Origin of the sequence: Pseudomonas fluorescens (genome assembly GCF_902497625.1) — a bacterium.
Lineage (GTDB): Bacteria > Pseudomonadota > Gammaproteobacteria > Pseudomonadales > Pseudomonadaceae > Aquipseudomonas > Aquipseudomonas fluorescens_BQ.
In genome coordinates, this window is record NZ_CABVGX010000031.1 from 1 (window position 1) to 23853 (window position 23853).

At 57.1% G+C, this 23853-nt stretch carries 21 protein-coding genes and 1 pseudogene; 5 read left to right on the top strand and 17 right to left on the bottom strand.

The window, feature by feature from the left end:
* Positions 1–154: 154 nt before the first annotated feature.
* A complete protein-coding gene (locus F8N12_RS18500) occupies positions 155–1744 on the bottom strand; it encodes an ABC-F family ATPase (protein ID WP_080943075.1) in 1590 nt (529 codons plus the stop codon).
* A gap of 477 nt (positions 1745–2221) precedes the next feature.
* Between F8N12_RS18500 and lpxO the strand changes: the two genes are divergently transcribed.
* Positions 2222–3121, top strand: coding sequence for a lipid A hydroxylase LpxO (gene lpxO, locus F8N12_RS18505; protein ID WP_150581762.1), 900 nt, complete (start codon positions 2222–2224; stop codon positions 3119–3121).
* A 148-nt stretch (positions 3122–3269) separates the two neighbouring features.
* On the opposite strand, the gene F8N12_RS18510 is transcribed toward lpxO, so the two are convergent.
* The gene (locus F8N12_RS18510; protein ID WP_150581763.1) at positions 3270–4154 is read right to left on the bottom strand and encodes a Ku protein; all 885 of its coding nucleotides are present in this window, start codon (positions 4152–4154) and stop codon (positions 3270–3272) included.
* Positions 4155–4361: 207 nt separating this feature from the next.
* Here F8N12_RS18510 and F8N12_RS18515 point away from each other — a divergent pair, with 207 nt between their 5' ends.
* The gene (locus tag F8N12_RS18515; protein ID WP_150581764.1) at positions 4362–4712 is read left to right on the top strand and encodes a hypothetical protein; all 351 of its coding nucleotides are present in this window, start codon (positions 4362–4364) and stop codon (positions 4710–4712) included.
* Positions 4713–4763: 51 nt separating this feature from the next.
* The gene (locus F8N12_RS18520; RefSeq protein ID WP_150581765.1) at positions 4764–5915 is read left to right on the top strand and encodes a PQQ-dependent sugar dehydrogenase; all 1152 of its coding nucleotides are present in this window, start codon (positions 4764–4766) and stop codon (positions 5913–5915) included.
* A 147-nt stretch (positions 5916–6062) separates the two neighbouring features.
* Here the strand turns inward: F8N12_RS18520 and F8N12_RS18525 are convergent, their stop codons facing one another.
* Genes F8N12_RS18525 through eco form a run of 3 tightly spaced genes read right to left on the bottom strand, consistent with a single transcriptional unit; the run spans position 6063 to position 7229 of the window.
* Positions 6063–6380, bottom strand: a complete 318-nt coding sequence (locus F8N12_RS18525) for a DUF2834 domain-containing protein (protein ID WP_150581766.1) — start codon at positions 6378–6380, stop codon at positions 6063–6065.
* Between the two features lie 42 nt (positions 6381–6422).
* A complete protein-coding gene (locus F8N12_RS18530; protein WP_150581767.1) occupies positions 6423–6728 on the bottom strand; it encodes an NIPSNAP family protein in 306 nt (101 codons plus the stop codon).
* 18 nt (positions 6729–6746) lie between these two features.
* Complete coding sequence (gene eco, locus F8N12_RS18535; protein WP_150581768.1) at positions 6747–7229, bottom strand: serine protease inhibitor ecotin; 483 nt, start codon at positions 7227–7229, stop codon at positions 6747–6749.
* 304 nt (positions 7230–7533) lie between these two features.
* Between eco and F8N12_RS18540 the strand changes: the two genes are divergently transcribed.
* Entirely contained in the window at positions 7534–7803 is a 270-nt protein-coding gene (locus F8N12_RS18540; RefSeq protein WP_150581769.1) for a DUF1652 domain-containing protein, read from the top strand.
* Between the two features lie 24 nt (positions 7804–7827).
* Here the strand turns inward: F8N12_RS18540 and F8N12_RS18545 are convergent, their stop codons facing one another.
* The 8 genes and pseudogenes from F8N12_RS18545 to F8N12_RS18585 form a co-directional block, all read right to left on the bottom strand.
* Positions 7828–8094, bottom strand: a complete 267-nt coding sequence (locus F8N12_RS18545) for a DUF2790 domain-containing protein (RefSeq protein WP_150581770.1) — start codon at positions 8092–8094, stop codon at positions 7828–7830.
* A gap of 314 nt (positions 8095–8408) precedes the next feature.
* Complete coding sequence (locus F8N12_RS18550; RefSeq protein WP_150581813.1) at positions 8409–9353, bottom strand: carbohydrate kinase family protein; 945 nt, start codon at positions 9351–9353, stop codon at positions 8409–8411.
* A 13-nt stretch (positions 9354–9366) separates the two neighbouring features.
* Positions 9367–10863 carry a xylulokinase gene (gene xylB, locus F8N12_RS18555; RefSeq protein WP_150581771.1) on the bottom strand — a complete coding sequence of 499 codons (1497 nt, stop codon included), beginning with the start codon at positions 10861–10863 and terminating at the stop codon, positions 9367–9369.
* Between the two features lie 155 nt (positions 10864–11018).
* A complete protein-coding gene (locus F8N12_RS18560) occupies positions 11019–12491 on the bottom strand; it encodes a mannitol dehydrogenase family protein (RefSeq protein WP_150581772.1) in 1473 nt (490 codons plus the stop codon).
* Between the two features lie 16 nt (positions 12492–12507).
* Positions 12508–13611 carry an ABC transporter ATP-binding protein gene (locus F8N12_RS18565; RefSeq protein ID WP_150581773.1) on the bottom strand — a complete coding sequence of 368 codons (1104 nt, stop codon included), beginning with the start codon at positions 13609–13611 and terminating at the stop codon, positions 12508–12510.
* A gap of 165 nt (positions 13612–13776) precedes the next feature.
* Positions 13777–14606, bottom strand: a pseudogene (locus F8N12_RS18575) (carbohydrate ABC transporter permease).
* Positions 14607–14614: 8 nt separating this feature from the next.
* The gene (locus tag F8N12_RS18580; RefSeq protein ID WP_150581774.1) at positions 14615–15541 is read right to left on the bottom strand and encodes a carbohydrate ABC transporter permease; all 927 of its coding nucleotides are present in this window, start codon (positions 15539–15541) and stop codon (positions 14615–14617) included.
* 176 nt (positions 15542–15717) lie between these two features.
* Positions 15718–17028: an ABC transporter substrate-binding protein gene (locus F8N12_RS18585; protein WP_150581775.1), complete on the bottom strand. Its 1311-nt coding sequence runs from the start codon at positions 17026–17028 to the stop codon at positions 15718–15720.
* Between the two features lie 105 nt (positions 17029–17133).
* Here F8N12_RS18585 and F8N12_RS18590 point away from each other — a divergent pair, with 105 nt between their 5' ends.
* Positions 17134–17352 (top strand): hypothetical protein, encoded by a 219-nt coding sequence (locus tag F8N12_RS18590; protein ID WP_150581776.1) that lies wholly within the window; start codon positions 17134–17136, stop codon positions 17350–17352.
* Here F8N12_RS18590 and F8N12_RS18595 read toward each other — a convergent pair.
* The 4 genes from F8N12_RS18595 to F8N12_RS18610 form a co-directional block, all read right to left on the bottom strand.
* Positions 17343–18248 (bottom strand): AraC family transcriptional regulator, encoded by a 906-nt coding sequence (locus F8N12_RS18595; protein ID WP_150581777.1) that lies wholly within the window; start codon positions 18246–18248, stop codon positions 17343–17345. The genes F8N12_RS18590 and F8N12_RS18595 overlap by 10 nt on opposite strands.
* A 79-nt stretch (positions 18249–18327) precedes the next feature.
* On the bottom strand, positions 18328–19209 hold the full coding sequence (locus F8N12_RS18600) for a phosphatidylinositol-specific phospholipase C domain-containing protein (RefSeq protein ID WP_150581778.1): 882 nt from the start codon (positions 19207–19209) through the stop codon (positions 18328–18330).
* Between the two features lie 195 nt (positions 19210–19404).
* On the bottom strand, positions 19405–20694 hold the full coding sequence (locus F8N12_RS18605; protein WP_150581779.1) for a glycosyltransferase: 1290 nt from the start codon (positions 20692–20694) through the stop codon (positions 19405–19407).
* A gap of 127 nt (positions 20695–20821) precedes the next feature.
* A complete protein-coding gene (locus tag F8N12_RS18610) occupies positions 20822–23782 on the bottom strand; it encodes a hypothetical protein (RefSeq protein WP_150581780.1) in 2961 nt (986 codons plus the stop codon).
* Between the last annotated feature and the right edge of the window lie 71 nt (positions 23783–23853).

Sequence of the window (23853 nt, forward strand, 5' to 3'; positions counted from 1 at the left end):
AAAAGATCGCAGCCTTCGGCAGCGCCTACGCTGGAATGCGTAACCCTACAGGAGCTGCCGAAGGCTGCGATCTCTTGATCTTCAGCCAATAAAAAGCCCCGTCACACGACAGGGCTTTAACTTGCAGCTTGCAGCCTGAAACTAACCGCTGCCCTTAAAACACCACCCCTTGGCTACGCAGGTAATCGTCATACGTACCGCTGAAGTCAATCACGCCGCTTGGGCTCAGCTCGATGATGCGGGTGGCCAGGGACGATACGAATTCACGGTCGTGGCTGACGAAGATCAGCGTGCCCGGGTAGTTTTCCAGCGCCAGGTTCAGCGCTTCGATGGATTCCATGTCCAGGTGGTTGGTCGGTTCGTCCATGATCAGCACGTTCGGCTTTTGCAGGATCAGCTTGCCGAACAGCATGCGACCCTGTTCACCACCGGAAATGACCTTGACCGATTTGAGAATCTCGTCGTTGGAGAACAGCATGCGGCCCAAGGTGCCGCGAACGATTTGTTCGCCACCCTGGGTCCACTGGCCCATCCAGTCGAACAGGTTGCAGTCGTCTTCGAAATCGTGCGCGTGGTCTTGGGCGTAATAACCCAGTTCCGCAGCGTCGGTCCACTTGACGGTACCGGCATCCGGAGTCAGTTCGTTGACCAGGGTACGCAGCAGGGTGGTTTTACCGATACCGTTCGGACCGATGATCGCCACGCGCTCGCCAGCTTCAACCTGGAAGCTGAAATCCTTGAACAACGTCTTGCCGTCAAAGCCTTTGGCCATGCGCTCGACGATGACCGCCTGACGGTGCAGCTTCTTGGTTTGTTCGAAGCGGATGAACGGGCTCACACGACTCGAAGGCTTGACCTCGGCCAGCTGGATCTTGTCGATCGCCTTGGCGCGGGAGGTGGCCTGCTTGGCTTTCGAGGCGTTGGCCGAGAAGCGGCTGACGAACGATTGCAGTTCGGAAATCTGCGCTTTCTTCTTGGCGTTATCCGACAGCAGCTGCTCGCGGGACTGGGTCGCCACGGTCATGTACTCATCGTAGTTGCCCGGGAACAGACGCAGTTCGCCGTAATCCAGGTCAGCCATGTGGGTGCACACGCTGTTCAGGAAGTGACGGTCGTGGGAGATGATGATCATCAGGCTGGAACGCTGGGTCAGGATATTTTCCAGCCAGCGGATGGTGTTGATGTCCAGGTGGTTGGTCGGTTCGTCGAGCAACAGCACTTCCGGATCGGAGAACAACGCCTGCGCCAGCAACACGCGCAGTTTCCAGCCTGGGGAAACTTCGCTCATCGGGCCAAAGTGCTGCTCAATGCCAATACCCAGGCCCAGCAATAACTCACCGGCACGGGACTCGGCGGTGTAGCCGTCCATTTCGGCGAACTCGGTTTCCAGTTCGGCCACGGCCATGCCGTCTTCTTCGGTCATTTCCGGCAGCGAGTAGATACGGTCGCGCTCGGCCTTGACCTTCCACAGCTCTTCATGACCCATGATCACGGTGTCGATCACGGTAAATTCTTCGTAGGCGAACTGGTCCTGGCGCAATTTACCCAGACGCACGTTCGGCTCGAGCATGACCTGGCCGCCGGACGGCTCGAGGTCGCCACCGAGGATTTTCATGAAGGTCGACTTGCCGCAACCGTTCGCACCGATCAAACCATAGCGGTTGCCCGCACCGAATTTCACCGAAACGTTTTCGAATAGCGGCTTGGCGCCGAATTGCATCGTGATGTTAGCTGTAGAGATCAAAGGTTTTTCCTGTGAAGCATTCAGAGTATCGGGTTGCGGCAGTACCGGTTCAGTACCCGTGTCCGCTGTCCGGAGCACGGGAAATGCATCCCGGTCAGAAGCGCAGGGTCCATCTGGAAATAAGTGGACAGCAGCATGAGGCGCGCTTGGCCCGAGTCGAAGTGTGCCGAGGACGTTTCAAACCGTCATCAACCAAGGGAGGCGCGTAATGTTTGGCGGCGATTGTACTGGTCTGGCTCTGTAAACGATAGGGCGTTAAGGCCGCACGGGTGCATTGGCGGCATGAGTGGACACATTTTCACATTTGAAGGTTAACAGCAGGTTACAGAATGTGACTAAACTAGCCGCCTGATGCCGCATGCCGGCATAGCGAAGGATGCGCCTCAGGAACGCTGGATCGAATTCAGACGCTGCACATGACCCTTGGCCAAATGGGCACGGGCGCAGTTTGTTCACTTCTGACGTGTGACGATCTCCTTGAAACTCATCATCGCTGCTATCTACGTTGTATCGATTGCGTACGTTCATTTACGCGGTCGCGTGCGCCATAAACTGGGCCGTCAACTCAGCGATCACTCGACGTTCCTGGCGCCGATCAATGGTTTCCTGTACCTGTTCTCGAAAATGCCCAACAGGCCTTTCCTCGATCCGGCCGAGTTTCCGGACCTTAGCCCGTTGCAAATCCACTGGGAGGAGATCCGCACAGAAGGGCGGAACCTGCTGCAGGCGGGCGAGATCAAGCGCTCCAGTCAATACGATGATGTCGGCTTCAATTCGTTCTTCAAAACTGGCTGGAAGCGTTTCTATCTGAAGTGGTACGGCGACAGCCATCCTTCGGCGATGAAGCTGTGCCCGCGCACCACCGAACTGGTGCAAAGCATCGGTTCGATCAAGGCCGCTATGTTCGCCGAGTTGCCTCCGGGCTCCAGGCTGGTGCGGCACCGCGATCCGTACGCCGGCTCCTATCGCTATCACCTGGGCCTGGATACACCGAATGACGTGGGTTGCTATATCAATGTCGACGGTGAGCATTATCACTGGCGTGACGGTGAAGCGGTGATGTTCGATGAAACCTTTATCCATTACGCGGAAAACACCACGCAGCAAAACCGGCTTATCCTGTTTTGTGACATTGAGCGACCCATGAAATACAGATGGGCAGCGGCATTCAATCGCTGGTTCAGCCGCAATGTGATGTCAGCGGCGGGCGCGCCCAATAATGAGGGTGACAAAACCGGCGGATTGAATCGTCTGTTCGCGAAAATCTACAAAATCCGTCTGCGGGGCAAAGCGCTGAAGAAGCGTAATCGCACACTGTATTACCTGGAAAAGTGGGCGATCTTTGCCGGGTTGTTGGGGATATTTGTGTTGATTTAATGTCTCGTGGCGTCGGCGTCGGCGTCGGCGTCGGCGTCATCGCGAGCAGGCTCGCTCCCACAGTGATTTTGTAAACGGCGCAGATCAATGTGGGAGCGAGCCTGCTCGCGATGAGGCCCTGATATTCACCTGTTGATTCGGCAGAAATTCAACCACTGGAACGCTTCGAAGCCTTCTTCGCCGGAGCCGCTTTCTCGGTTGTCTTCGCCGCTGCTTTGCCCTTGGTCGCCGGCTTCGCCGGTGCCTTGCCGCCAAGACTGCGTTTGAGCAGCTCGGTCAAATCGATAACATCGGCAGTCTTGCGTTCTTCCTGGCCGGACACGGTCTCCACGTCCTCGATCTTGCCTTCATTGGCTTTCTTGTCCACCAGCGCCATGATTTTGTCTTCGAAACTGTCGCGATAATCCTCGGGGCTCCAGTCGCCGGCCATGTCTTCGACCAGTCGCTTGGCCATCTCCAGTTCTCCCTTGGCCAGTTTCACGTCTTTGACGTCGCTGCCCAGTTCCAGCGTGTCGAGGCTGCGGACTTCTTCCGGCCAGCGCAGCATCACCAACACCATCGAATCTTCCAGCGGCATCAACGCCGCCAGGTGCTGCTTTGTATGTATCACTACATTGGCCAGTGCGACCTTGTTGGTTTGTTTCAGGGTTTCACGCAGCAAAGCGTAAACCTTGCCGCCGCGCTTGTCCGGCGCCAGGTAATAGGGTTTATCGATGTTCTGTAACGGGATCTGTTCACTGTCGACAAACGAGAAAATGTCGATGGTTTGCGTCGACAGCGGGTGCGCCGATTTGATTTCCTCCTCACTGAGCACCACGTAGCGACCCTTTTCATACTGGACGCCTTTGACGATATGCTCTTTGTCGATTTCCTTGCCGGTGACCTTGTTCACCCGCTTGTAGCCTACCGGGTCCATGCTGCGACCATCGAGCCAGTCAAAGTCCACCCCCTGTGATGACGTCGCTGAAACCAGCGCCACGGGGATATGGACCAGTCCGAAACTGATTGCGCCTTTCCAGATTGCACGTGGCATTGTCGTCTACTCGCAAGTGATGATCAGGTGACCGGCGCCCGCGCGAAAAAGTTTCAGCGGCTTCACCCCAGGCTATACGGGCGGATCAGCGGTACGGTCAAAGGGTGTTACATCTTGCCGGACAGGTTTGGGTTAACAAATCCGAACCCTCGGCGTAGCGTGCTATCCAAGTGCATGCTGCTGACGTAAGCCCATTGAGAGGTTGCCATGAATCGACTTGTGCAAAGCCTTGCCGCGTTGGCGTTTAGTGGTGTGTTGAGTCATTCGGCGCAGGCTGACGCTGTTACGGCGCCTTTATTGCTGGCCCAGAGCCCGACGGGGAGCACCAGTAATCCTTACAACAGCCCGATTCGCCGGGCCAACCCCAACAGCATGCAAGGCACCCAGCCCAGCGCGCCGACGATCCGCGGACCGAACACCGTGCCGGCGCCGCGACCGCCGACGCTGGACAATGGCGGCATTGGCAATCGCTACCCGCGGGACCGCTCGGCGCCCGTCAGCCCGCCTGAATTCATCCCCAATCCACCGCACCGAGACGCACCCACCGGCAACCGTTAAGTCCCAGGCGCTTAGCCTTGCGAACCATTTTGACGACAAAAGGAATCGTGCATGTTGCGTAAAACCCTTCTGGCCACTGTCTGCGCCAGCGCACTGATCACCGCTGCAGCGCCCGTCTTTGCGGCGTCGACACAGGAATTGCAAAGCGAACAGGGGACACTTGAAGTCACCCGGGTCGTCAAGGGTCTTGATCACCCGTGGGCTTTGGCGTTTTTGCCTGATCAACAGGGCATGCTCGTAACCGAGCGTCCTGGCAAACTGCGCGTGATCAGTGCTCAGGGCAAATCCTCTGCGCCCATCGAAGGCGTGCCGAAAGTCTGGGCGAAGGGTCAGGGCGGCTTGCTCGACGTGGTGCTCTCGCCGGACTTCAAGCAGGACCGCACGGTCTATCTATCGTATGCCGAAGGCGGCGGTGCCGGCGACAAGGCCGGCACGGCGGTCGGTCGCGGGCAATTGTCTGAAGACCTGAAGACGCTCAACAATTTCAAAGTCATCTTCCGCCAGGAGCCCAAGCTCTCGGTTGGCAATCACTTCGGCTCAAGACTGGTGTTCGATCGCGATGGTTACCTGTTCATCGTTCTGGGCGAAAACAACGACCGGCCGACGGCGCAGGACCTCGACAAACTGCAAGGCAAGGTGGTGCGAATATTCCCGGACGGCAAGGTGCCCGACGACAATCCCTTCGTCGGTCAGAGCGGCATACGTCCGGAAATCTGGTCCTACGGCCAACGCAACCCACAAGGCGCCGCGCTCAATCCATGGACTGGGGTGCTCTGGGAAAACGAGCACGGCCCTCGTGGCGGTGACGAAATCAACATTATCGAGCGCGGCAAGAATTATGGCTGGCCCACGGCAACCCACGGCATCAACTATTCAGGCCAGCCGATACCCGAAGCCAGTGGCAAAACGGCCGAGGGCACCGTCGCACCGCACCACGTTTGGGAAAAATCACCCGGTCTGAGCGGCATGGCGTTCTATGATGCCGATAGATTCAAGCCGTGGCAGCACAACGTGTTCATCGGAGCTCTGGTCAGTCAGGAGCTGATCCGTTTGCAGTTCGATGGCGACCGCGTGGTGCATGAGGAGCGCTTGATGGGTGAGCTCAACAAGCGCATTCGCGACGTCCGCCAAGGTCCGGATGGCTATTTGTACGTGCTGACCGATGATGCCGATGGCGAGCTGCTCAAAGTCGGCCTGAAATAGCACATCGCCCCCGATCCTGTAGCAGCTGGCGCAGCCTGCGTCCGGCTGCATCCGCCTGCGCAACCGCCGTAGTCCATGCCTCACGGCGCATCTGATGAATCGCATTCCAAAACGCTCAACTGCGAAAGAGCCCGCAGCCGACCAATCTCACGCGCGCAACTCCCGGTCGTGCAAACCCCGGACCACCAGATACAGCAACGGCCCGACCGACACAAAAACCGCCGTGATCACCATATAAGGCAAGACCGACCAACCTGACTGCCCACGCTTGCGCGCGTCTTTGTACATCCAGATCGCGGCCAGTGTTGCCAGCAAGTAAAGATCGATCACCACCTGCGCAGTATCAGGCCGGGACATCAGGCTGATGCCGAAGTCGATCAACGACTGCTCGGCTTGAAGCATTACTGAAAGGGTATAACCAGTAAATGCGATCAAGACAAGCAGTGGCAGGGCGACAGATTTCATGGTGATCTTCCTTGGGTACATGGATAAAAGTCAGCGATCGAGTCAAGCCAACACTGGCCTTAAAAACGTTCGCTCATAACTGACGATAAACTTCTTTTCGACCAACAACGCTACCAGCGCCATACTTTCCGTGTCAGTCATGGCGATGTGACGGTAACTTTCATAGTCCGCAAGCGAAGGAAAACTGAACAGGCAATAGGCAACATTGCTCGCGCCCTCGGAGGGTAAAAAGTACCCGTGATGCGTGCCGCCGAGTCGCTCTACGATGCGTAGCCAAGCCTTTGCATAAGCTTCAAATTCCGACAGTTGATAGGGGTCGATCACATATCTGACGTGGCAGGTAATCAAATCAGGCGCTCCTGTAGGTTATTCCTGAACTGCTTTCTCGACTGCCTTCGAAGCCGACCATACTCGGTAACGAACCTCGACGTCCTTGGGCGCATAAACAACAATCGGCAACTTGCTGTTGTAGCGCAACATGAAGCCGTCACCCACCACCGGCACGAACTCGTTCCTGCGTTCGCCATCGGGACACGCCATTCGGGTGCTCATCGGGCCGATCACGGTTTCCAATCGATAGAACGGATAACCCCAACCTTCGAGATTTTTCTCCTCGAGCATGCCGCCCAAGCGCTGACGGTTGCAGTCTACGGTCAACATTCTGCCTGCAAGGATTTCGACCTGGAGGCTGTCTTCGCGGGTTTGCGGAGCAAGATGAATGACTTGGCGAGTGAAGCCATCCTCAGGCTTGGGGAAGGGTGCAAATTTTTCAAGCGGCGCGGCGTCAGCGAATGGGGACAGCGCAGCAGCGATCAGCCCAACGGTAGTGACACAGGTCAGTGAACCCATGTTGCCTCCTTGCATGTAGGTGAGGTCAGCGGATACTGACCTGACAGGCTGCATTCTCACTGCCGTTTACTGGCAATGCAAACAAGAGTAGCGGTTTGCAAAATGCACGGACCTAAAGCTGCAATCTTGCAAATTGCATGAGCTTCTCGACGGGTAATTCGGCTAAGTCCTTGATTCGTCGATGACCTGCAGTGCAAAGATTGAGGCATGTTTTATGCTGTAAGTGTCTGTTGAAGCTGACCGGATTTATACAGAGCCAGCATTGATCATTAATTGGCTATCTCACATTTAGGAGAGTACTGCCATGTTCCTGTCTGCCTTGGAAATTCGTAACATTGTTGAAACAGGTTTTTTACCGAAACGCTGCCAATGCACGCTATCACCCGACCTGCAGATGACGGTCAAAGTGTTTGCTGACACGCGGACTGAACAGGTCGACCTCTTGGTGACCGGCATCAATGCCAGCAAGCTCAACAGCAGCCGCGCGATCAGTGATCTCATTGCTGGCCTGCGCTCCGACTTGCAACATCAGACGAACGCTCAGCTTCTGCACCCGAACAGGCACGCCCTTTAAACGCCCGTCGACGCTGCATCTCAGTCAGTTTTGCAGCCAACAGGCTTCCGACAGTTTGCGGTAAGTGATCTGCGCAGGTCGGCCGGCGGAGTCGATGTACTTCATATGGGCTGACACGACTTCACATTCCACTGTCGGCGGCTCGGTCAGGGAAATGACCTTGGCCACGTGAAGCGGCATTCCATATCGATAGGACGGCGTGCCGGTCGAGTCATCTTCCGACGCGTTAGACGCACCGACGGATACGGTGCCTGCCAGGGCGGCAGCAATTAACAAAGCATGCGTTTTCATGAAAGTTCTCCATGGCGGACAATGAGTCAGCTCGACGCTGGGTCGGGCGTGCCGCACTGGGCGTCAGAGATCTCTGAGGGCGTGCGGTCCAGGAATTTTTGGACAGGGATGTTAAGCGATGGTTAACGTTTCGGGGATCGCGCTCACACGCGAGATGGGCAAGATCCAGATGCGCTCTCGCTGGCAGGCTCCGCTCGCCACCCTGAATCGGGTTCAGCGCTGAATCCCGCTACAATTAGAGTTCCGCAGTACATCCAACGGGAACCCTGAGCTCCAGGGTGGGAGCGAAGCGTGCTCGCCAACAGGACTTCGCTTCAGTGTAGAGCGAGCTGCTGCCGATAGGGCAGATCCGGCCCTGTTTTGCTGCAGGTCAGCGCTGCAGCCTGCACTGCAAACCGCAGCATCTCGTCGAGCTGCTCCCGGCTCAACCGGCTCACGCCTGCAATCGAATCCAGCTCATGCTCGGTCAGCCAGGTTATCAGGGCGGCTTGAAACGTATCGCCGGCACCCACGGTGTCGGCAATGCTCACAGTGCATGCCGGCACTGACCATGAACCGTGCTGACGGCTGAACACTGACGCGCCGTCGCCACCACGGGTCAGAAATACCAGCTGACAGCGGTGCTGCAGCCAGCCTTCGATAATTCGCTGGGGATCCTGTCCGGGATACAGCAGGCTCAAGTCTTCGTCGCTGACCTTGATCAGGTCTGCGAGGGCAACCAACGTGGCCATGCGCGAACGCCATACCTCAATGTCCGGTTCGGGATTGAGCCGCACATTCGGGTCGAGGCTGATCAGGCGTTTGCCGCTTTCGCGTTGCACCAGTTCCAGAAGGGTGTCGGCGATCGGTTGCACCACCAGCGAAAACGAACCGATGTGCAGTCCGCGTATTTCCGGGCCCAAGTGCGGCAGGTGTTCAGCCTTCAACTGCCGATCCGCACAGCCTTCACCGCGAAAGCTGTAGTGGGGTGAGCCATTGGCGCCGACTGCAACCATCGCCAGCGTGGTGGGCGCGACGGAGTCGATGAGGTAGTCCGGGCGCACGCCTTCTTCCTGCAAGACCTGTTGCAAGCGACGGCCCAGATAGTCCGTAGACAGACCGGCAAACAGCGCGGCGTCGACGCCCAGGCGGCGCAAACCTACCGCGACGTTGAACGGCGAGCCACCGGCAATGGCCTTGAAACTGATTTTTGAGGCCAGCCCGCTGGCGTCTTCTTCACTGAAAAAATCAAACAGCGCTTCGCCACACACCAGATACATAATTGCTCGCTCTTCAGAGGGTTGCGACATGCTGTTGATAGCGTTCATAGGCCTGCTGACAGACCGCCACATTGTCCGGGATCGGCCGGGTTTCGCTGGCCGGATCGAGTTTTACGCAGCGCTCGCACAACTGCGCGAGACTTTCTTCATGGCCATTTTCCCGGAACACGCACCACGCCGCCTGAATCGCCGCGCCGAGGGCGGCGGCTTCGCTTTGCTCGGTGCAGATGACCGGGGTATTCATGATGTCGGCGACAATCTGCCGCCATACTGCGCTTTTCGAGCCGCCGCCGGTCAGGCAGATGCGGCGGCTTTGTAATCCATTGTGGCGCAACAGGTCCAGCCCGTAGCGCAAACCGAAGGTGGTGCCTTCGACGACGGCGCGACACAGGTTGGCCTGCGTCAGGTTGGTCATGGTCAAACCGTGCAGACTAGCGGTGGCGTGGGGCAGGGCGGGGACGCGTTCACCGTTGAAGAACGGCAGCATGCACACGCCCTCGGCACCGATTGGTGCTTGCGCGACTCGATCGTTGAACGTGTCGATGTCGAGGTCGAACAGTTCGCGAATCACGCCGGTGGCGTTGGTCAGGTTCATCGTGCAGATCAGCGGCAGCCAGCCACCGCTGGATGAACAGAACGTCGCGACCGAGGCGTCGGGGCTGACGGTCGGCTGGTCTGCGTAGGCATACACCGTGCCCGAGGAACCCAGGCTCATGGTGATTGCGCCGGGGTGGATATTGCCAGTGCCGATCGCCCCCATCATGTTGTCGCCGCCACCGCTGGAGACCTGCGCCTGCGGGTTGATCCCCAGATGCGCGGCGATTTCAGGCAGGATCGTGCCAACCGCTTGCTGCGCGTCAATCAGTTGCGGCAGCGCAGCCTGCAGGCGTCCGTCGGGATCGATGTGACGTAGCAGCTCCATATCCCACTGGCGGCTGCGCACGTTGAAGTAGCCGGTGCCGGAGGCATCGCCGTATTCACTGCAGGCGCGGCCGGTGAGCCAGAAGTTCAGATAGTCGTGGGGCAACAGAACGTGGGCGATGTGGGCAAAAACATCGGGGTGGTGCTCTTTGGTCCACAGTAGTTTCGAGACGGTGTAGCCCGGCGCGATCACCACCCCGAGGCGATCCAGCGAACCCTGTTCGCCGCCGAGGTGCGTGAGCAGCCGATCGTTTTGCGCGGTGGATTCGGTGTCGCACCACAACTTGGCCGGACGTAATGGCTGCCCTTGCGCATCCAGCAAAACCAGACCGTGTTGCTGGCCGGAGACGCCAATGCCGAGTATATCCCGGCCATCGACATCGGCCGCGACCAGTGCCAGGCGAGTCGCCAGGGTGAATGCCTCCAGCCATTGCGAAGTGCCCTGCTCGCGGCAGCCGTTGGCGCCGATGATCAACGTGTGCGCGGCGGCACCCTGGCCCAAGACCTGTCCGCTGCGGGCATCCAGGACAATGGCTTTGGTGCCTTGGGTGCCGCAGTCAATGCCGAGGAATAGTTGTTGGTTTGCCATGGTGGATCCTTGGAGTGTCAGGTCAATCTGGGTGAAGCCAATCGCGAGCAGCCTCACTCCCACATTGGATGTTCGGTGGACACGGACTTTGGTACGACTTCGATCCTTGTGGGAGCGAGCCTGCTCGCGATAGCGCTATCCAGTCCCCGCAATAATCAAGCCAGCACCCGCTCAAGCGTCTGCGTCACGCCCACATCCCGCAGGCTGTTACAGCACCACTCAAACGCCGCGATGAACTCCGCTGATTGTGGAATGATCGTGCCGAAGATTTCCTCAACCTGCAGCAGCCTCTGCGTGATCAACGCATCGTCGGCTACCATCGCCTGGCAAAATGCTGCGCGAGGATCCGGGACGGTGTAGGTGACGCCATTCTCATCAACTCCCTTCAAATAGAGCGCCCAGGCCGCCACCACCAACGCCGCGCGCCGGGTATCACGGCCTTCGGCAATCAGCCGGTTGATCGTCGGCACGGTGAACTTGGGAAATTTTGACGAGCCGTCGGAGCACACGCGCTCAAGCTGATCGGCAATCGCCTGATTGGAGAAACGCGCCACCAGGGTGTTCTTGTATTCCGTCAGGTCGATTCCCGGCACTGGTGACAACTGAGGCGTCACGTCCAGGTCCATGTACGCGCGCATGTATCGCACAAACAGTGGGTCGTTCATGGTCTCGTGGACGAAGCGATAGCCCTTCAAAAACCCCAGATAGGTCAATGCCAGATGGCTGCCGTTGAGCAGTTTGATCTTCATCTCTTCGTATGGCGTGACGTCGTCGGTGAACTGCACACCGACCTTTTCCCAGGCTGGACGTCCATTGACGAACGCGTCTTCCAGCACCCACTGCACGAACGGCTCGCACACCACCGGCCAGGCATCGTCGAGCGCGTGTTTGTCGGCCAGCTGCAGGCGATGTTGGGTGCTGGTCATTGGCGTGATGCGGTCGACCATCGCATTCGGAAAACTGACGTTGCTATCGATCCAGTCGCGTAACGCCGGATCGCGCAGGGCCGCGAAAGCCAGCAGCGCCTTGCGCGTGACGGCGCCGTTGTGCGGCAGGTTATCGCAGGACATCAGCGTGAATGCTGGCGTGCCGGCGGTGCGGCGTTTGGTCAAGGCTGCGCAGAGAAAACCGAACACTGTTTCAGGTTGGTCCGGATGGGCCAGGTCGTGCTGGATCTGCGGCAAGTGCGCCATGAATTCGCCGTTACTGTCGTCGATGCAATAGCCGCCTTCGGTGATGGTCAGCGAGACAATGCGAATCTCGGGACTGGCGAGTTTGTCGATCAGCGCCTGGGCACCGTCCTCGGCCAGCAGCATGTCGCGAATCGCGCCGATGACGCGCACTTCGGTGTCTTCGCTGTCGCCCAGCTCGAACAGGGTGAACAGGTAATCCTGCTCGCGCAAATCGTCGCGGGCGCGGCGGTCTTCGGCGCGCAGGCCAACCCCGCAAATCGCCCAGTCGAGGCCTTCGCCGGTGTTCATCAAGGCATCGGTGTACCAGGCCTGATGCGCGCGGTGGAAACCGCCGACGCCGATGTGCGCGATGCCTTGGCGGATTTCGCTGAGGGTGTAGGCGGGCAGCATCACTTCAGGTGCGAGGTGGTGCAGGTTCGGTTTATTGAGTTTCATCACAGGCTCTCTGGAATCAGGCAGCAACGCGCAGCGGACGAGTCAGCGCCACGCCGTCGGCATCGAATAAATGGCAGTGTTCGGCGTCCAGGTGCAGGCTCAGGGTTTCGCCGTAACGGCTGGCGAGGTCGCCGCGTACGCGCATCGTCAGTGCTTCACCGGCGGTGGTGATGAGGTGGCAGAAGGTGTCGCTGCCCAGTCGTTCGCTGACGTCAGCGGTGACTTGCAGCGTGCAATCGCCGGGTTGGGCCAGTTGCAGATGTTCCGGTCGAATACCCAATGTCACGGCGCCGCCGACATTGAGACTGGCGCCGCTCAACGGCAGGTTGATGCGCGTGCCGGCGTCCAGCAGGACTTCGCAGTGCTGGCTGTCCACGCGGGTGAGTTTGCCTTTGAGGAAACCCATTTTCGGCGTGCCGAGGAAACCCGCGACAAACAGGTTGGCGGGTTGATGATAGAGGTCCAGCGGGGAGCCGACCTGCTCGACCTTGCCGCCGTTCAAGACCACCACTTTGTCGGCCATGGTCATGGCTTCGACCTGATCATGGGTGACGTAAATCATGGTGGCCTGCAGGTCTTTGTGCAGGCGCAACAGCTCCAGGCGCATTTGCACGCGCAGCGCCGCATCGAGGTTGGACAGCGGTTCATCGAACAGGAAGATTTTCGGATTACGTACGATTGCCCGACCAATTGCCACGCGCTGGCGCTGGCCGCCAGAAAGTTGTTTCGGCTTGCGTTCAAGCATCGGCCCGAGCTCGAGAATGCGCGCCGCTTCAGCGACTTTTTTCTCCACTTCGGCCTTGGGTACGCCAGCCAGATCAAGCGCGAACGACATGTTTTTGCGCACGCTCATGTGCGGGTACAGGGCGTAGGTCTGAAACACCATCGCCAGATCGCGCTTGGCCGGGCTGACTTCGGTGATGTCGCGGCCATCGAGTTCGATGGTGCCGCCGCTGACTTCTTCCAGGCCGGCGATCAGGCGCAGCAGGGTGGATTTGCCACAGCCCGAGGGGCCGACGAAGACCACGAATTCCTTGTCGTTCACTTCCAGGTCGATGCCTTTGATGATGGAAAAGCCTTCGAAGCCTTTTTGCAGATTCTTGATTTTCAGGTTGGCCATGATCATGGGCCTCCGCAATTTATTATTCGTTTGAGCCTTGCAGGCTTTTTTGTGAGAGCGAGCCTGCTCGCGAATGCGGTGTGTCATTTACCAATGATGGTGACTGACACGGCACCTTCGCGAGCAGGCTCGCTCCCACAGGAAATCGCATTAGATTGAGCACCTTCATTTCACGGCGCCGAACGACAGGCCGCGGACCAGTTGTTTCTGGCTGATCCAGCCGAAGATCAGGATCGGTGCGCAGGCCAGGGTCGACACCGCCGACAACTTGGCCCAGAACAAACCTTCCGGGCTTGAATACGAGGCGATCAGCGCGGTGAGGGGCGCGGCTTTCGATGAGGTCAGGTTGAGCGACCAGAACGCCTCGTTCCAGCACAGAATCAGTGACAGCAGCACCGTCGAAGCGAGCCCGCCCTTGGCGATCGGCAGCAGTACGCGGACCATTTCCTGCCACAGCGTCGCACCGTCCAGCCGCGCCGCTTCGAGGATGTCTTTGGGGATGTCCTTGAAGTAGGTGTAAATCATCCAGACCATAATCGGCAGGTTGATCAGCGTGTAGATCACGATCAGTGCAATGCGCGTATCGAGCAGGCCGAAACTCTTGGCCAGCAGGTAAATCGGCATCAGCACGCCCACCGGTGGCAGCATTTTGGTCGAGAGCATCCACAGCAACGTGCCCTTTGTGCGCTGGGTTTCGTAGAACGCCATCGAGTAGGCCGCGGGCACCGCGATCAGCAGGCACAAGGCGGTGGCGCTGAAGGAAATCACCACCGAATTCAGGCGAAGCTGAAATAATCGCTGCGCTCGTTGATGTGCAGGTAGTTTTCCAGCGTCGGCGTGAAGATGAACTGCGGCGGCGTGGCGAAGGCGTCGATTTCGGTTTTGAAACTGGTCAGCACCATCCAGAAAATCGGAAAGAAAATCAGGATCGCGATGGCCCAGGCCAGGCTGCCGAGCAACAGGCTTTGCAAACGACGGGATTGTTGGAGAGTCATGGCGGGCCTCAGGCTTTGTCGGTCAGGTTTTTGCCGATCATTCGCACCAGCACGATGGCCGCGATGTTGGCAATCACCACCGCGATCAGGCCCCCGGCGGAGGCCATGCCGACATCGAACTGCACCAGTGCCTGGTTGTAGATCAGGTAGGCGAGGTTGGTCGAGGCATACCCGGGGCCGCCGTTGGTGGTGGTGAAGATTTCAGCGAATACCGAGAGCAGGAAGATGGTTTCGATCATCACCACCACTGCAATCGGCCGCGCCAGGTGCGGCAGGGTCAGGTGCCAGAAAATTGCAATGGGCCCGGCACCGTCCAGACGCGCGGCTTCTTTCTGTTCCTGATCCAGCGACTGCATCGCGGTCATCAGGATCAGGATCGCGAAGGGTAGCCATTGCCAGGACACAATGATGATGATCGACAGCAGCGGGTAGTGCGCCAGCCAGTCCACCGGTTGCGCGCCGAACAGTTTCCAGATGTAGGCCAGGATCCCGGAAACCGGATGGAAAATCAGGTTCTTCCAGATCAGCGCGCCGACGGTGGGCATGATGAAGAACGGCGAGATCAGCATGACCCGCACGATGCCGCGGCCGAGAAACTCACTGGCTTCGAGCAACGCACTGATCAACACGCCGAGCACCACGCTGATCAACAGTACGCTGCCAACCAGCAGCAAGGTGTTGGTGGCGCCGGGCATGAAGCCTGAATCAGTCAGGAAGTACGTGAAGTTCTCCAGCCCGACAAACTCGTTTTCACCGGGATAGAGCAGGTTGTAGCGGATCAGCGAGAAATATACGGTCATGCCCAGCGGCACGATCATCCACAGCAGCAATAACGCCACCGAGGGGCTCACCAGAAACCAGCCGGGATTGGCCAGGCGGTTTTTACGCAGCGGTTGGGGGATGTCCATGTGAGCTTTTGCAGTTGAGGTATTCATGGCAATAAAACCAATTAGCGATAGGCGAATGAAGATCAACTGTAGGAGCGAAGCTTTTGTGGCGAGGGGGCGTGCCCCCGTTCGGCTGCGAAGCAGTCGCCAGTTCTGGCACCGCTTCGCGATCTAACGGGGGCAAGCCCCTTCGCCACAACCGCTGTCTCTTATGAGTAAGCCGGTTACTTCGGGTAACCCGCGCGCTTCATCTCCCGCTCAGTGGTTTGCTGTGCTGCGCTAAGTGCCTGGTCGACTGTGGTCTGGCCGATGAGCGCTGCCGAGAACAATTTGCCGACCTGCGTCCCGACTGCCTGAAACTCGGGAATGGTCACCAACTGAATGCCGATGTAAGGCACCGGCTTGGCGCTCGGCTTGCTGGGGTCGGCCGCTTTGAGCGACTCCAGCGTGACTTTGGCGAACGGCGCGGCATTCATGTAGGCCTCGCTGTAGGTCGAGGCGCGAGTGCCCGGCGGCACGTTGGCAATGCCGTCTTTTTCCGCGACCAGTGCGCCGTATTCTTTCGAGGTAGCCCAGGCGCTGAAGGTTTTTGCGGCGTCCTTGGCTTTGGAGCTGGTTGGGATCGCCAGTGCCCAGGAATAGAGCCAGGCCGAACCTTTGTCCGTGGTTTCATGCGGCGCGAAGGTGAAGCCGACATGCTCGCTGACTTTGCTCTGGGTCTTGTCGGTGACGAAAGAGCCGGCAACGCTGGCATCCACCCAGATCGCGCACTTGCCGCTATTGAATAGCGCCAGGTTTTCGTTGAACCCGTTGCTGGAAGCACCCGGCGGGCCGGATTTCTTCATGGTGTCGACGTAGAAATTCAGCGCGTTTTTCCACTCCGGGCCGCTAAATTCAGGTTTCCACTGTTCGTCGAACCAGCGCGCGCCGTACGCGTTGGCGACCGTGGTGATCAACGCCATGTTCTCGCCCCAGCCGGCCTTGCCGCGCAGGCAAATGCCGTACTGCTCTTTGTCTTTGTTGGTCAGCTTGCTGGCGAATTCGCTGATTTGCGTCCAGGTCGGGCGCTCAGGCATGGTAAGCCCGGCCTCCTTGAACAAATCAGTGCGGTAGTAGGTGATCGAGCTTTCAGCGTAAAACGGCAGCGCGTACAGAGATCCCTTGACCGACAGGCCTTCGCGTACCGATGGAAAGACGTCATCGAACGCGTAAGTCGCTGGCAGATCCTTCATCGGTTCCAGCCAGCCCTTGGCGCCCCAGAGTGCAGCTTCGTACATGCCGATGGTCAGCACGTCGAACTGGCCGCCCTGGGTCGCGATGTCCGTGGTCAGGCGCTGACGCAGCACGTTTTCTTCCAGAACCACCCAATTGAGCTTGATCTCCGGATGCTCGGTCTCGAAGGTTTTCGAGAGTTTTTGCATGCGAATCATGTCGCTGTTGTTGACGGTGGCGATGGTCAGGGTCTGGGCGCCGAGGCTGACGCTGCTGAGGGTCATGCAGGTGAGGGCGAGCAAGGTTTTTACACAAGGTTGCATCGAGCACTCCTTTTCTGCACCGGGTGGGTTACAGAAGGACAGTTATTGTTTTTGTGTCTTCCGGGGGCTGGAAGAATGTGCACTGATTACAGCCTTGATTAGCCGATGAAACAAATCATCCATCGCACTTGGACCGATACTATTTTGCACTGGGTTCTGCAGGAGGTGCGTGACACGGCGAAGTTGCCAGTGAGGAAGGGTGGCTTGTGTACAGATTTTCAACCTTCAAAAAAGATCGCAGGCTGCGCCAGCGCCTACATTGAAACGCAATTCCCTGTAGCAGCTGGCGCAGCCTGCTATCTTTTGACCTTCCATCAACTGTGATTCTGCTCAGTTAGCCGCTGCACCGCCAGGCGCCGGTAGTGAGACGGCGTCATGCCTTTGAGCTGCTGGAAACGCCGGTTGAAGTTGGAGATATTGTTGAAGCCTGATTCGAAGCACACATCGGTCACCGGCTTATCGCCATCGGCCAGCAACTCGCAGGACTTGCTGATGCGCAACCGATTGACGAACTCGATAAAGCACCGGCCGGTCGCCTGCTTGAACACACGGCTGAAGTAAGTCGGCTTCATGCCCAGATGCCCCGCGACCTCTTCCAGGGGCAACTCGCGAGCATAGTGGGCAAAGATGTAATCCACCGCCCGGTTGGTGCGATCAATATTATGTTCGTCTGCCAGTTGCGGGGTTGTCGCGCCCGACAGCAGTTGATAATCGTCGGTTGCGGCCAGGAGCTCCAGCAGAATAAAGAAGTGTCCAAGCCTGGTCACTCCGCTCGAGTCGGCGATCCGCTGCATCAAATCGGTGGCCTGGCGAATCGTATGTTTGCAGCGAAATTCAATGCCGTACTGGGCGCGCTCCAGCAAAGGTGCGAGCGATCTCAGTTCGGCAAATACCTGATGACCGCCTTCGAACAACTCATCGGTGAAATTGACCAGCATGTCTCGCTTGGGTACCACTTCATCCTCGGCTACCTGGCTGATCCAGTTGTGCGGCAGGTTGGGGCCGGTGAGGAATAATGTTTCCGGGTAGAAATTGCCAATGTAATCACCAATGAAGACCTTGCCGGAGCTGGCGACGATCAGGTGCAGCTCGTACTCTTTGTGAAAGTGCCAGCGCACCAGCGGGCACGGAAAACCATGTTGACGATAGATGATGGACAACCCGTTGTGGTCATCCATCAACTCGTAGGAAGGGTCGGTGACTCTGGCCGTTCGGTTCATGTCAGGCTGCTTTTATTGTTATCGCAGGTCCGATCATGCCCTTTTCATGACGGTTAATGCCAGTGCCAAGCCAGTCGACTCAGGGCCGGGCATGCAGCCGGTCACCGTAAACCGCTTTCATGCTGGTGGCGCTCCAGCAATATTGAACGAGCCTGGACTCTTCGAAAAAGTCAGTATTGATGATGCTGCATCGAGTGACCCAGTCGCCCGAGGTGCTGAACCAGTCGTTGATGTGGTTCTTGATATGTTGGGGGCCGCCCAGCCGGGTGTAGGTCGTTGCCGACAGCGACCACAGGAACGAGGTGTTTGGCGTTTCTGCAAGCGTCTTCACGATGAGCCGTTGCAACTGATCTGTATCGGTAATATCGCTGCCAGACCATTTATGCGGAATGTTCGGCCAGAAGTATTCGCCATCCAGGCCAGGCCTGGAAACAGCCGAGATGACAATTCTGCGTCGTGAACTGGTTTCCTTGAGTTGCCCGACCGTCTTGGCCGAGTCGTACCAGGGAATCAGGCGCGTCCCAAGCCGGTCCAGCAGAATGTCCCCCAGCTTTTGGTGATTGAAAGGTTTATCACCATCACCCAGTTGATGCAGATCCAGAACGACAAACTCGTTGCTGTTGGTGTCCAGGAACGACACCAGCGCTTCGATCATGTCGTCCAGGACCCGGTGCGACTGAAAGCCATTGTGGTGAAAATAAAAGATCGACTGATCGGCGGCTTCGCGATAACCGAGGCGTATGTCGAACACCCGCGCGCCATTGGCAAGTTGCCAGGCAAATGAATCGTTTTGACAGGTCGTCCAGTTGCCGACGATCACTTCGTAGTTGGGTGCTTTTTTATCCATTCCGGCGTTATGTGCGCCTGGCCAGACAATATCGGTCAGTCTGAGCGTGTCGATGTTGAGGACATTGCTCATCCAGGTGTTCTTGTTCAGATGATCTGTTGCGGTACGAGTCATGTGCATTCCTTTGTGACTGACGTCTCTCTCCGTCCTGGAGATAAGAGTGATGGAATCAAGCCGAGCCTTGATGTTATCCAGCGCGACGGCTGACTATATAATCCGCCTTGGCAAAGCGGCCAAGTGTCGGCTTGATACAACAAGTATCTGCCGACAATCTCCATTCGTGTCGTCTGGTAAAGCGCGGGCTGTTCACTAAGGGCGGTTTTTTGCTTCGATCCATTGCGCCATGTATTGAGTGCTCTTGTGCTGATGATGACGCAGCATGCTCCCGGTAAAATTGTGGGTGCGCAGTTGATCAAGCTGTTGTCGGCAGTGCATCAGCCTGTCGATCAGTACCGGACCATGAACCGATTGCTGATAACGTTCTTGCAACAGCGCAAATCCTTGGGCTTGTGCGTTCTGCCATTGCTGCTCGTCGCTGTAGAGCCGTACCGCGTGTTCGGCCAGCTGCCGCGCCGTGCTGGCGACAGCGCCGGGCCAAGGAGCATCTCCATGCATGCCTTCGGCACCGATCGGCGTGGTGACACTCGGCGTACCGCAGAGCATCGCATCGACGATCTTGCCTTTGATGCCGGCACCAAAGCGCAGGGGCGCCAGACACACCCGCGCGGCCGACATGACTTGCAAGGCATCTTCTGCCCAGTTCATCACATGGAAGCCTTGCGCAGCGTTATGCAATGCTGTGGCCTTGGGAGGCGTGTAAGCGCCATAGATGTGTAACTGCGCAGTCGGCAATTTTTCACGAATCATCGGCCATAACGTTGTCTTCATCCACAACACGGCATCCCAGTTGGGCGCATGGCGGAAGTTGCCAATACTGAGGAAATGCGAGCGGCTTTCAAAGGAGGCCGGCGTTGACTCCGGAAGATTCACCATCAATGGACACCATTGCAGCAAAGCATGCGGCACTTTGAACTGCTCGACCAGCAACTCGATCTCCACTTGCGAAATCATCAGGTTCAAATCACAACGATATATCGCGGCGATCTCGCGCTTGGCCAGATCGGTGTTGGCCATGAGTGCAAACTCTTCTGGCAACGCGGGCGCGAACAACTCTCTGAAATCGTTGCCATCCTGGCTGGCTGCAAGCCGGTCCTTGAGGCGCTGATGCCGGGCATGCCGCAGGCTTTGCAAATCCTGCGTCGCCAGAACGCGTAAGGCGTCGGGGCAGTGTTTTTCGACGCGCCAGCCAAATTGCTCCTCCATCATGAATTGCTCGAACACGACAATGTCCGGCGCCAGATCACTGATGAAAGTGTCAAAGCTGCTGTTGTTCAGTTCAATCGCCACTTCTCGAATGCCCAGCGCAGTCAGGTCCTCCTGGTGTTCGCCAGCGCCGGCCGGGCTGCTGAAAGTCACGTCCCAGCCTTGTTGCAGGAACGTCCTGAGCAGTTGCATCACGTACCCGCCCGCTGCGGAGGAACGAGGCTCGGGCCAGACGTAACCAATCATCAGGACCTTGGTTGCGCGGGGTAGGTTCATGAATGCAATTTCCTTAAAGCAACGGCATAAAATCGCATTAAATCATAGGTAGTGAACCCACTGCTGCGAGTCGCGTGCAGGGACGGGCGCCGAGCGCCGCGCCCCGCGTCGCTGCGACAAGTGCGGATCAGGCGAACGCAGACGCTCCCATAGCCGACAGATCCCTGTAATTGGTAATTTTGGCTCCACGGGCCTGGTGAGTTTCAAGGTCCAGTTGATACCAGTCGACCCCTCTTTTAATCAGCAACACGTCTGTTGCCTGGGACAGTTCCGCGACAGTGCTCAATCGCGCAAGCTTGAGATCGGCGTTGCCGAAGCACCTGGCTGCATTGAGCGCATCGTGCATCCCGCCTATCGATCGAATTTTTCGAGTGGCCCTGCTGGAAGCCATGGCTCCCCGTCCGGAGATCAACAAAGCGCCCTGTTTGGTGATGCTCGCCCCTTTCTTGAACAAACTCGGATACCCATCCAGCGGGTTTATCAAACTCAGTGCGAAACTTGCCGACAGCCTGATCAGGGCGATCGATCTTGACAGCACACTCCCGGTCTTCATCACAATGCTGGCAAATTTTGGAGCCACACCTGCTACGGCCCCCATTATCGCCAACCCATCCAGTGCACAGCCAAAAACCCCGGCTTGCTCACGCTCAGGGTCACCCGATGTCAGGTCCTCAATACAACTCTTGAAGGGGATGATCAGATTAAGCATCAGGTCAACCCGCTCTTCGGAGTTCTTGCGGGCCGCCTCCAGTGGCGCGACTCCGTACCCCTGATCGTAGAGTTCGTTACGCCTGGCCGGTGGGAAGAACTCAATGATCCTGGCCACCGTGTCAGCTGAGCGCTTCGAGAAAAACGAATCGAGATGGCTTCTGGACCTTGGTGCGATCAACTTTTCATTGGATTCATACAATTTTTCGACGACGACGAGGCTGTTGATGTTTTTAACCGGTTTGGTGCCGTTGAGATAGGCATTAACATCCAGCGGCCACTCCATCTCGCGGGCCTTCCACTGTTTTGCATCCTTGTCGACGGCCTGGGTCGGGGTGAGATATTCGGTGGCGGTTACCGCGAATACATCCACCAGATCAGGTCGGCTTATACATTCGGCGCGCAAGGTGAACAATTCATAGTAGTAACGTTTGGCACCAAGGGAAGAACAGATAACGACCCCGTAGCGACCCCGATATTTGTCTCGCAATCGCTGGGTTTCCTGCGTCACCCCAGTGGGAACCGGTCGGCGAACGGTGAACAGGCTGAGCGCGCCGTATTCCAGGCGAATTCGGTCTTTCTCTGGCATTTTCGTCAGGGCAAGCTTCAGTGCCGTGGCCGTTGCCAGCTGTAACTGTTTGAAGTAACTGTCGAATGTCTGATTATACAGAACGTGGATATTTTGCAGTCGCTGTATGTATGGTTCAACTTGTTTTATTTCAAAGGGCTCGAAAGTACTACCGATAGAACTCGACAGCCGAAGCCCTGTCCATCCCTCCATCAGAAGATCACCCGACATGAACAGCTCGTGGATTGATATTTTCCGGCTCTTTGGCAAGTCTTTGTGAATGTAGTATTTGTTGGTCAGGTAAGCGCCATCGGGCATAGCTCTCTGCAGTTCCTTTAACGCCATCTCATTACGAGTCGGCAGTGGCGTGCTAAACGCATTACTGCATTGCTCCAGAGCGTGCGTATACTGCGCATAACACGTCTGTGCTGTATTTAAATCATCTGCGCTATATTCACCATTAACGTTGCAGGCGATGAGGCCGTTGACCGACCCCCAGTTCAGCAGCGGGGAGATTACAGCCATTGCAAACTGTTGTTCGAGATGATCATCGAGCGGCCCAAGATCGGCGTATGCCTGCACTTGCGCATAGGTCATCCTTCTGCAAGACCCTGGCACCATACTTTCAATCTTCGACACGCTCATGCCATGTGCTACCCACGCGGGTGAATCAATGGTCATATTCTCCGGAATGTCCCTGACCACAAATTCAGGTGCTTGATCGGCTACCAGGATGTAGGCGGCGACGGCGGCGGCTGAAGCTTCGATGAGATTGCCGGCGATCAGGTGCTGTTCCAGATTGCGTAATACCTGATAGGGGTGGAGGGCTACATTTGCTGACTGGTAAAGCTCATAGCCTTGCACACGGCCTGCAGTTTCCAACTCGCCAATGTCGCTATCAATGTTGAGTACGATAGCCGCCATGAGGAGCTGCTGCAGATCCTTTGGATGGGGTGTATCGTCATTTTCGCTGCCATACCAATCCAGGGCGTCGATACAGTCCTGAGCGAGATTCACGGGCACCAGGTTTTGCCACAGCTCAATGAAGTATTGATCGGGCTCAACACTAAAGCTGGCGATCGTATAAACATCGGTTTTGACCAGTTGGCTCAGCAATTGCCCTGCCTTCGTCATCCCATAATGTGCAGTCAACGCGACGATCTTTTTCCTTTGTTCCCGGGACAGCGCAGTATGAGAAACTCCAGGTCCTTGCAAGAGATCGTAATAGTTACCGTTGCCGGGTAATCGAGGGCGTTTTCTGGTCAGAAAATCAATGAGGTTTGCCAGTTGCCGGGCAGTGGAGGGCATCGGATGTCCATAGAAGCGAAACCACTGCTCGGCGTTCATCTCATCGGTGCTATAGATGAAGCCACCAGCCCGGCCCGCATAGATACCGAGCTCATCGAGCTCGCGGCTGAGCAGATCATTTTCCTTGAACAGGTCATCAATGTGCATGTATTCATCGTTGACCAGCACGCGCAGGTTTTTTTTGTCATCGCATACGTAGGTGGCAGTGTCCGGCAGAGACGACAGCGCTTCGAGCTCCTGGAATTGAGCACTGCTCAATATGCCCTTTAGTTTGGATTGCCCGGCTCGCTGAGCCAGCAGCAGCGAGCTCTCATAGGGTGCCGGAATAACCAGTTCACAAAGTCTGAATTCAATGTTGGGGTCTGGAAGGACGGTGAATGCATTTGTCAGAGCTTGGGTAATAAATTCTTTTTCGAGTTTATTGGCGTGGGCAAGGGTTTCCAGATCTGCTTGTAAAGTGTCGAGGGTGGTCGGTTTGATGCCGTCGTGGGCAAAGTTATTCATCAATAAATCCTTTTATTTTCTAGATGAAACAGTTGGTGCGAACTTAACCAGTGTTATAAGTTCTTCAGTTG

Excerpts from the sequence above, each read along its gene's own strand:
- F8N12_RS18510 (WP_150581763.1), bottom strand. The coding sequence starts at position 4,154 with ATGCCACGTGCAATCTGGAAAGGCGCAATCAGTTTCGGACTGGTCCAT.
- F8N12_RS18515 (WP_150581764.1), top strand. The coding sequence starts at position 4,362 with ATGAATCGACTTGTGCAAAGCCTTGCCGCGTTGGCGTTTAGTGGTGTG.
- F8N12_RS18520 (WP_150581765.1), top strand. The coding sequence starts at position 4,764 with ATGTTGCGTAAAACCCTTCTGGCCACTGTCTGCGCCAGCGCACTGATC.
- F8N12_RS18525 (WP_150581766.1), bottom strand. The coding sequence starts at position 6,380 with ATGAAATCTGTCGCCCTGCCACTGCTTGTCTTGATCGCATTTACTGGT.
- eco (WP_150581768.1), bottom strand. The coding sequence starts at position 7,229 with ATGGGTTCACTGACCTGTGTCACTACCGTTGGGCTGATCGCTGCTGCG.
- F8N12_RS18540 (WP_150581769.1), top strand. The coding sequence starts at position 7,534 with ATGTTCCTGTCTGCCTTGGAAATTCGTAACATTGTTGAAACAGGTTTT.
- F8N12_RS18545 (WP_150581770.1), bottom strand. The coding sequence starts at position 8,094 with ATGAAAACGCATGCTTTGTTAATTGCTGCCGCCCTGGCAGGCACCGTA.
- F8N12_RS18550 (WP_150581813.1), bottom strand. The coding sequence starts at position 9,353 with ATGTATCTGGTGTGTGGCGAAGCGCTGTTTGATTTTTTCAGTGAAGAA.
- xylB (WP_150581771.1), bottom strand. The coding sequence starts at position 10,863 with ATGGCAAACCAACAACTATTCCTCGGCATTGACTGCGGCACCCAAGGC.
- F8N12_RS18560 (WP_150581772.1), bottom strand. The coding sequence starts at position 12,491 with ATGAAACTCAATAAACCGAACCTGCACCACCTCGCACCTGAAGTGATG.
- F8N12_RS18565 (WP_150581773.1), bottom strand. The coding sequence starts at position 13,611 with ATGGCCAACCTGAAAATCAAGAATCTGCAAAAAGGCTTCGAAGGCTTT.
- F8N12_RS18580 (WP_150581774.1), bottom strand. The coding sequence starts at position 15,541 with ATGAATACCTCAACTGCAAAAGCTCACATGGACATCCCCCAACCGCTG.
- F8N12_RS18585 (WP_150581775.1), bottom strand. The coding sequence starts at position 17,028 with ATGCAACCTTGTGTAAAAACCTTGCTCGCCCTCACCTGCATGACCCTC.
- F8N12_RS18590 (WP_150581776.1), top strand. The coding sequence starts at position 17,134 with ATGAAACAAATCATCCATCGCACTTGGACCGATACTATTTTGCACTGG.
- F8N12_RS18595 (WP_150581777.1), bottom strand. The coding sequence starts at position 18,248 with ATGAACCGAACGGCCAGAGTCACCGACCCTTCCTACGAGTTGATGGAT.
- F8N12_RS18600 (WP_150581778.1), bottom strand. The coding sequence starts at position 19,209 with ATGACTCGTACCGCAACAGATCATCTGAACAAGAACACCTGGATGAGC.
- F8N12_RS18605 (WP_150581779.1), bottom strand. The coding sequence starts at position 20,694 with ATGAACCTACCCCGCGCAACCAAGGTCCTGATGATTGGTTACGTCTGG.
- F8N12_RS18610 (WP_150581780.1), bottom strand. The coding sequence starts at position 23,782 with ATGAATAACTTTGCCCACGACGGCATCAAACCGACCACCCTCGACACT.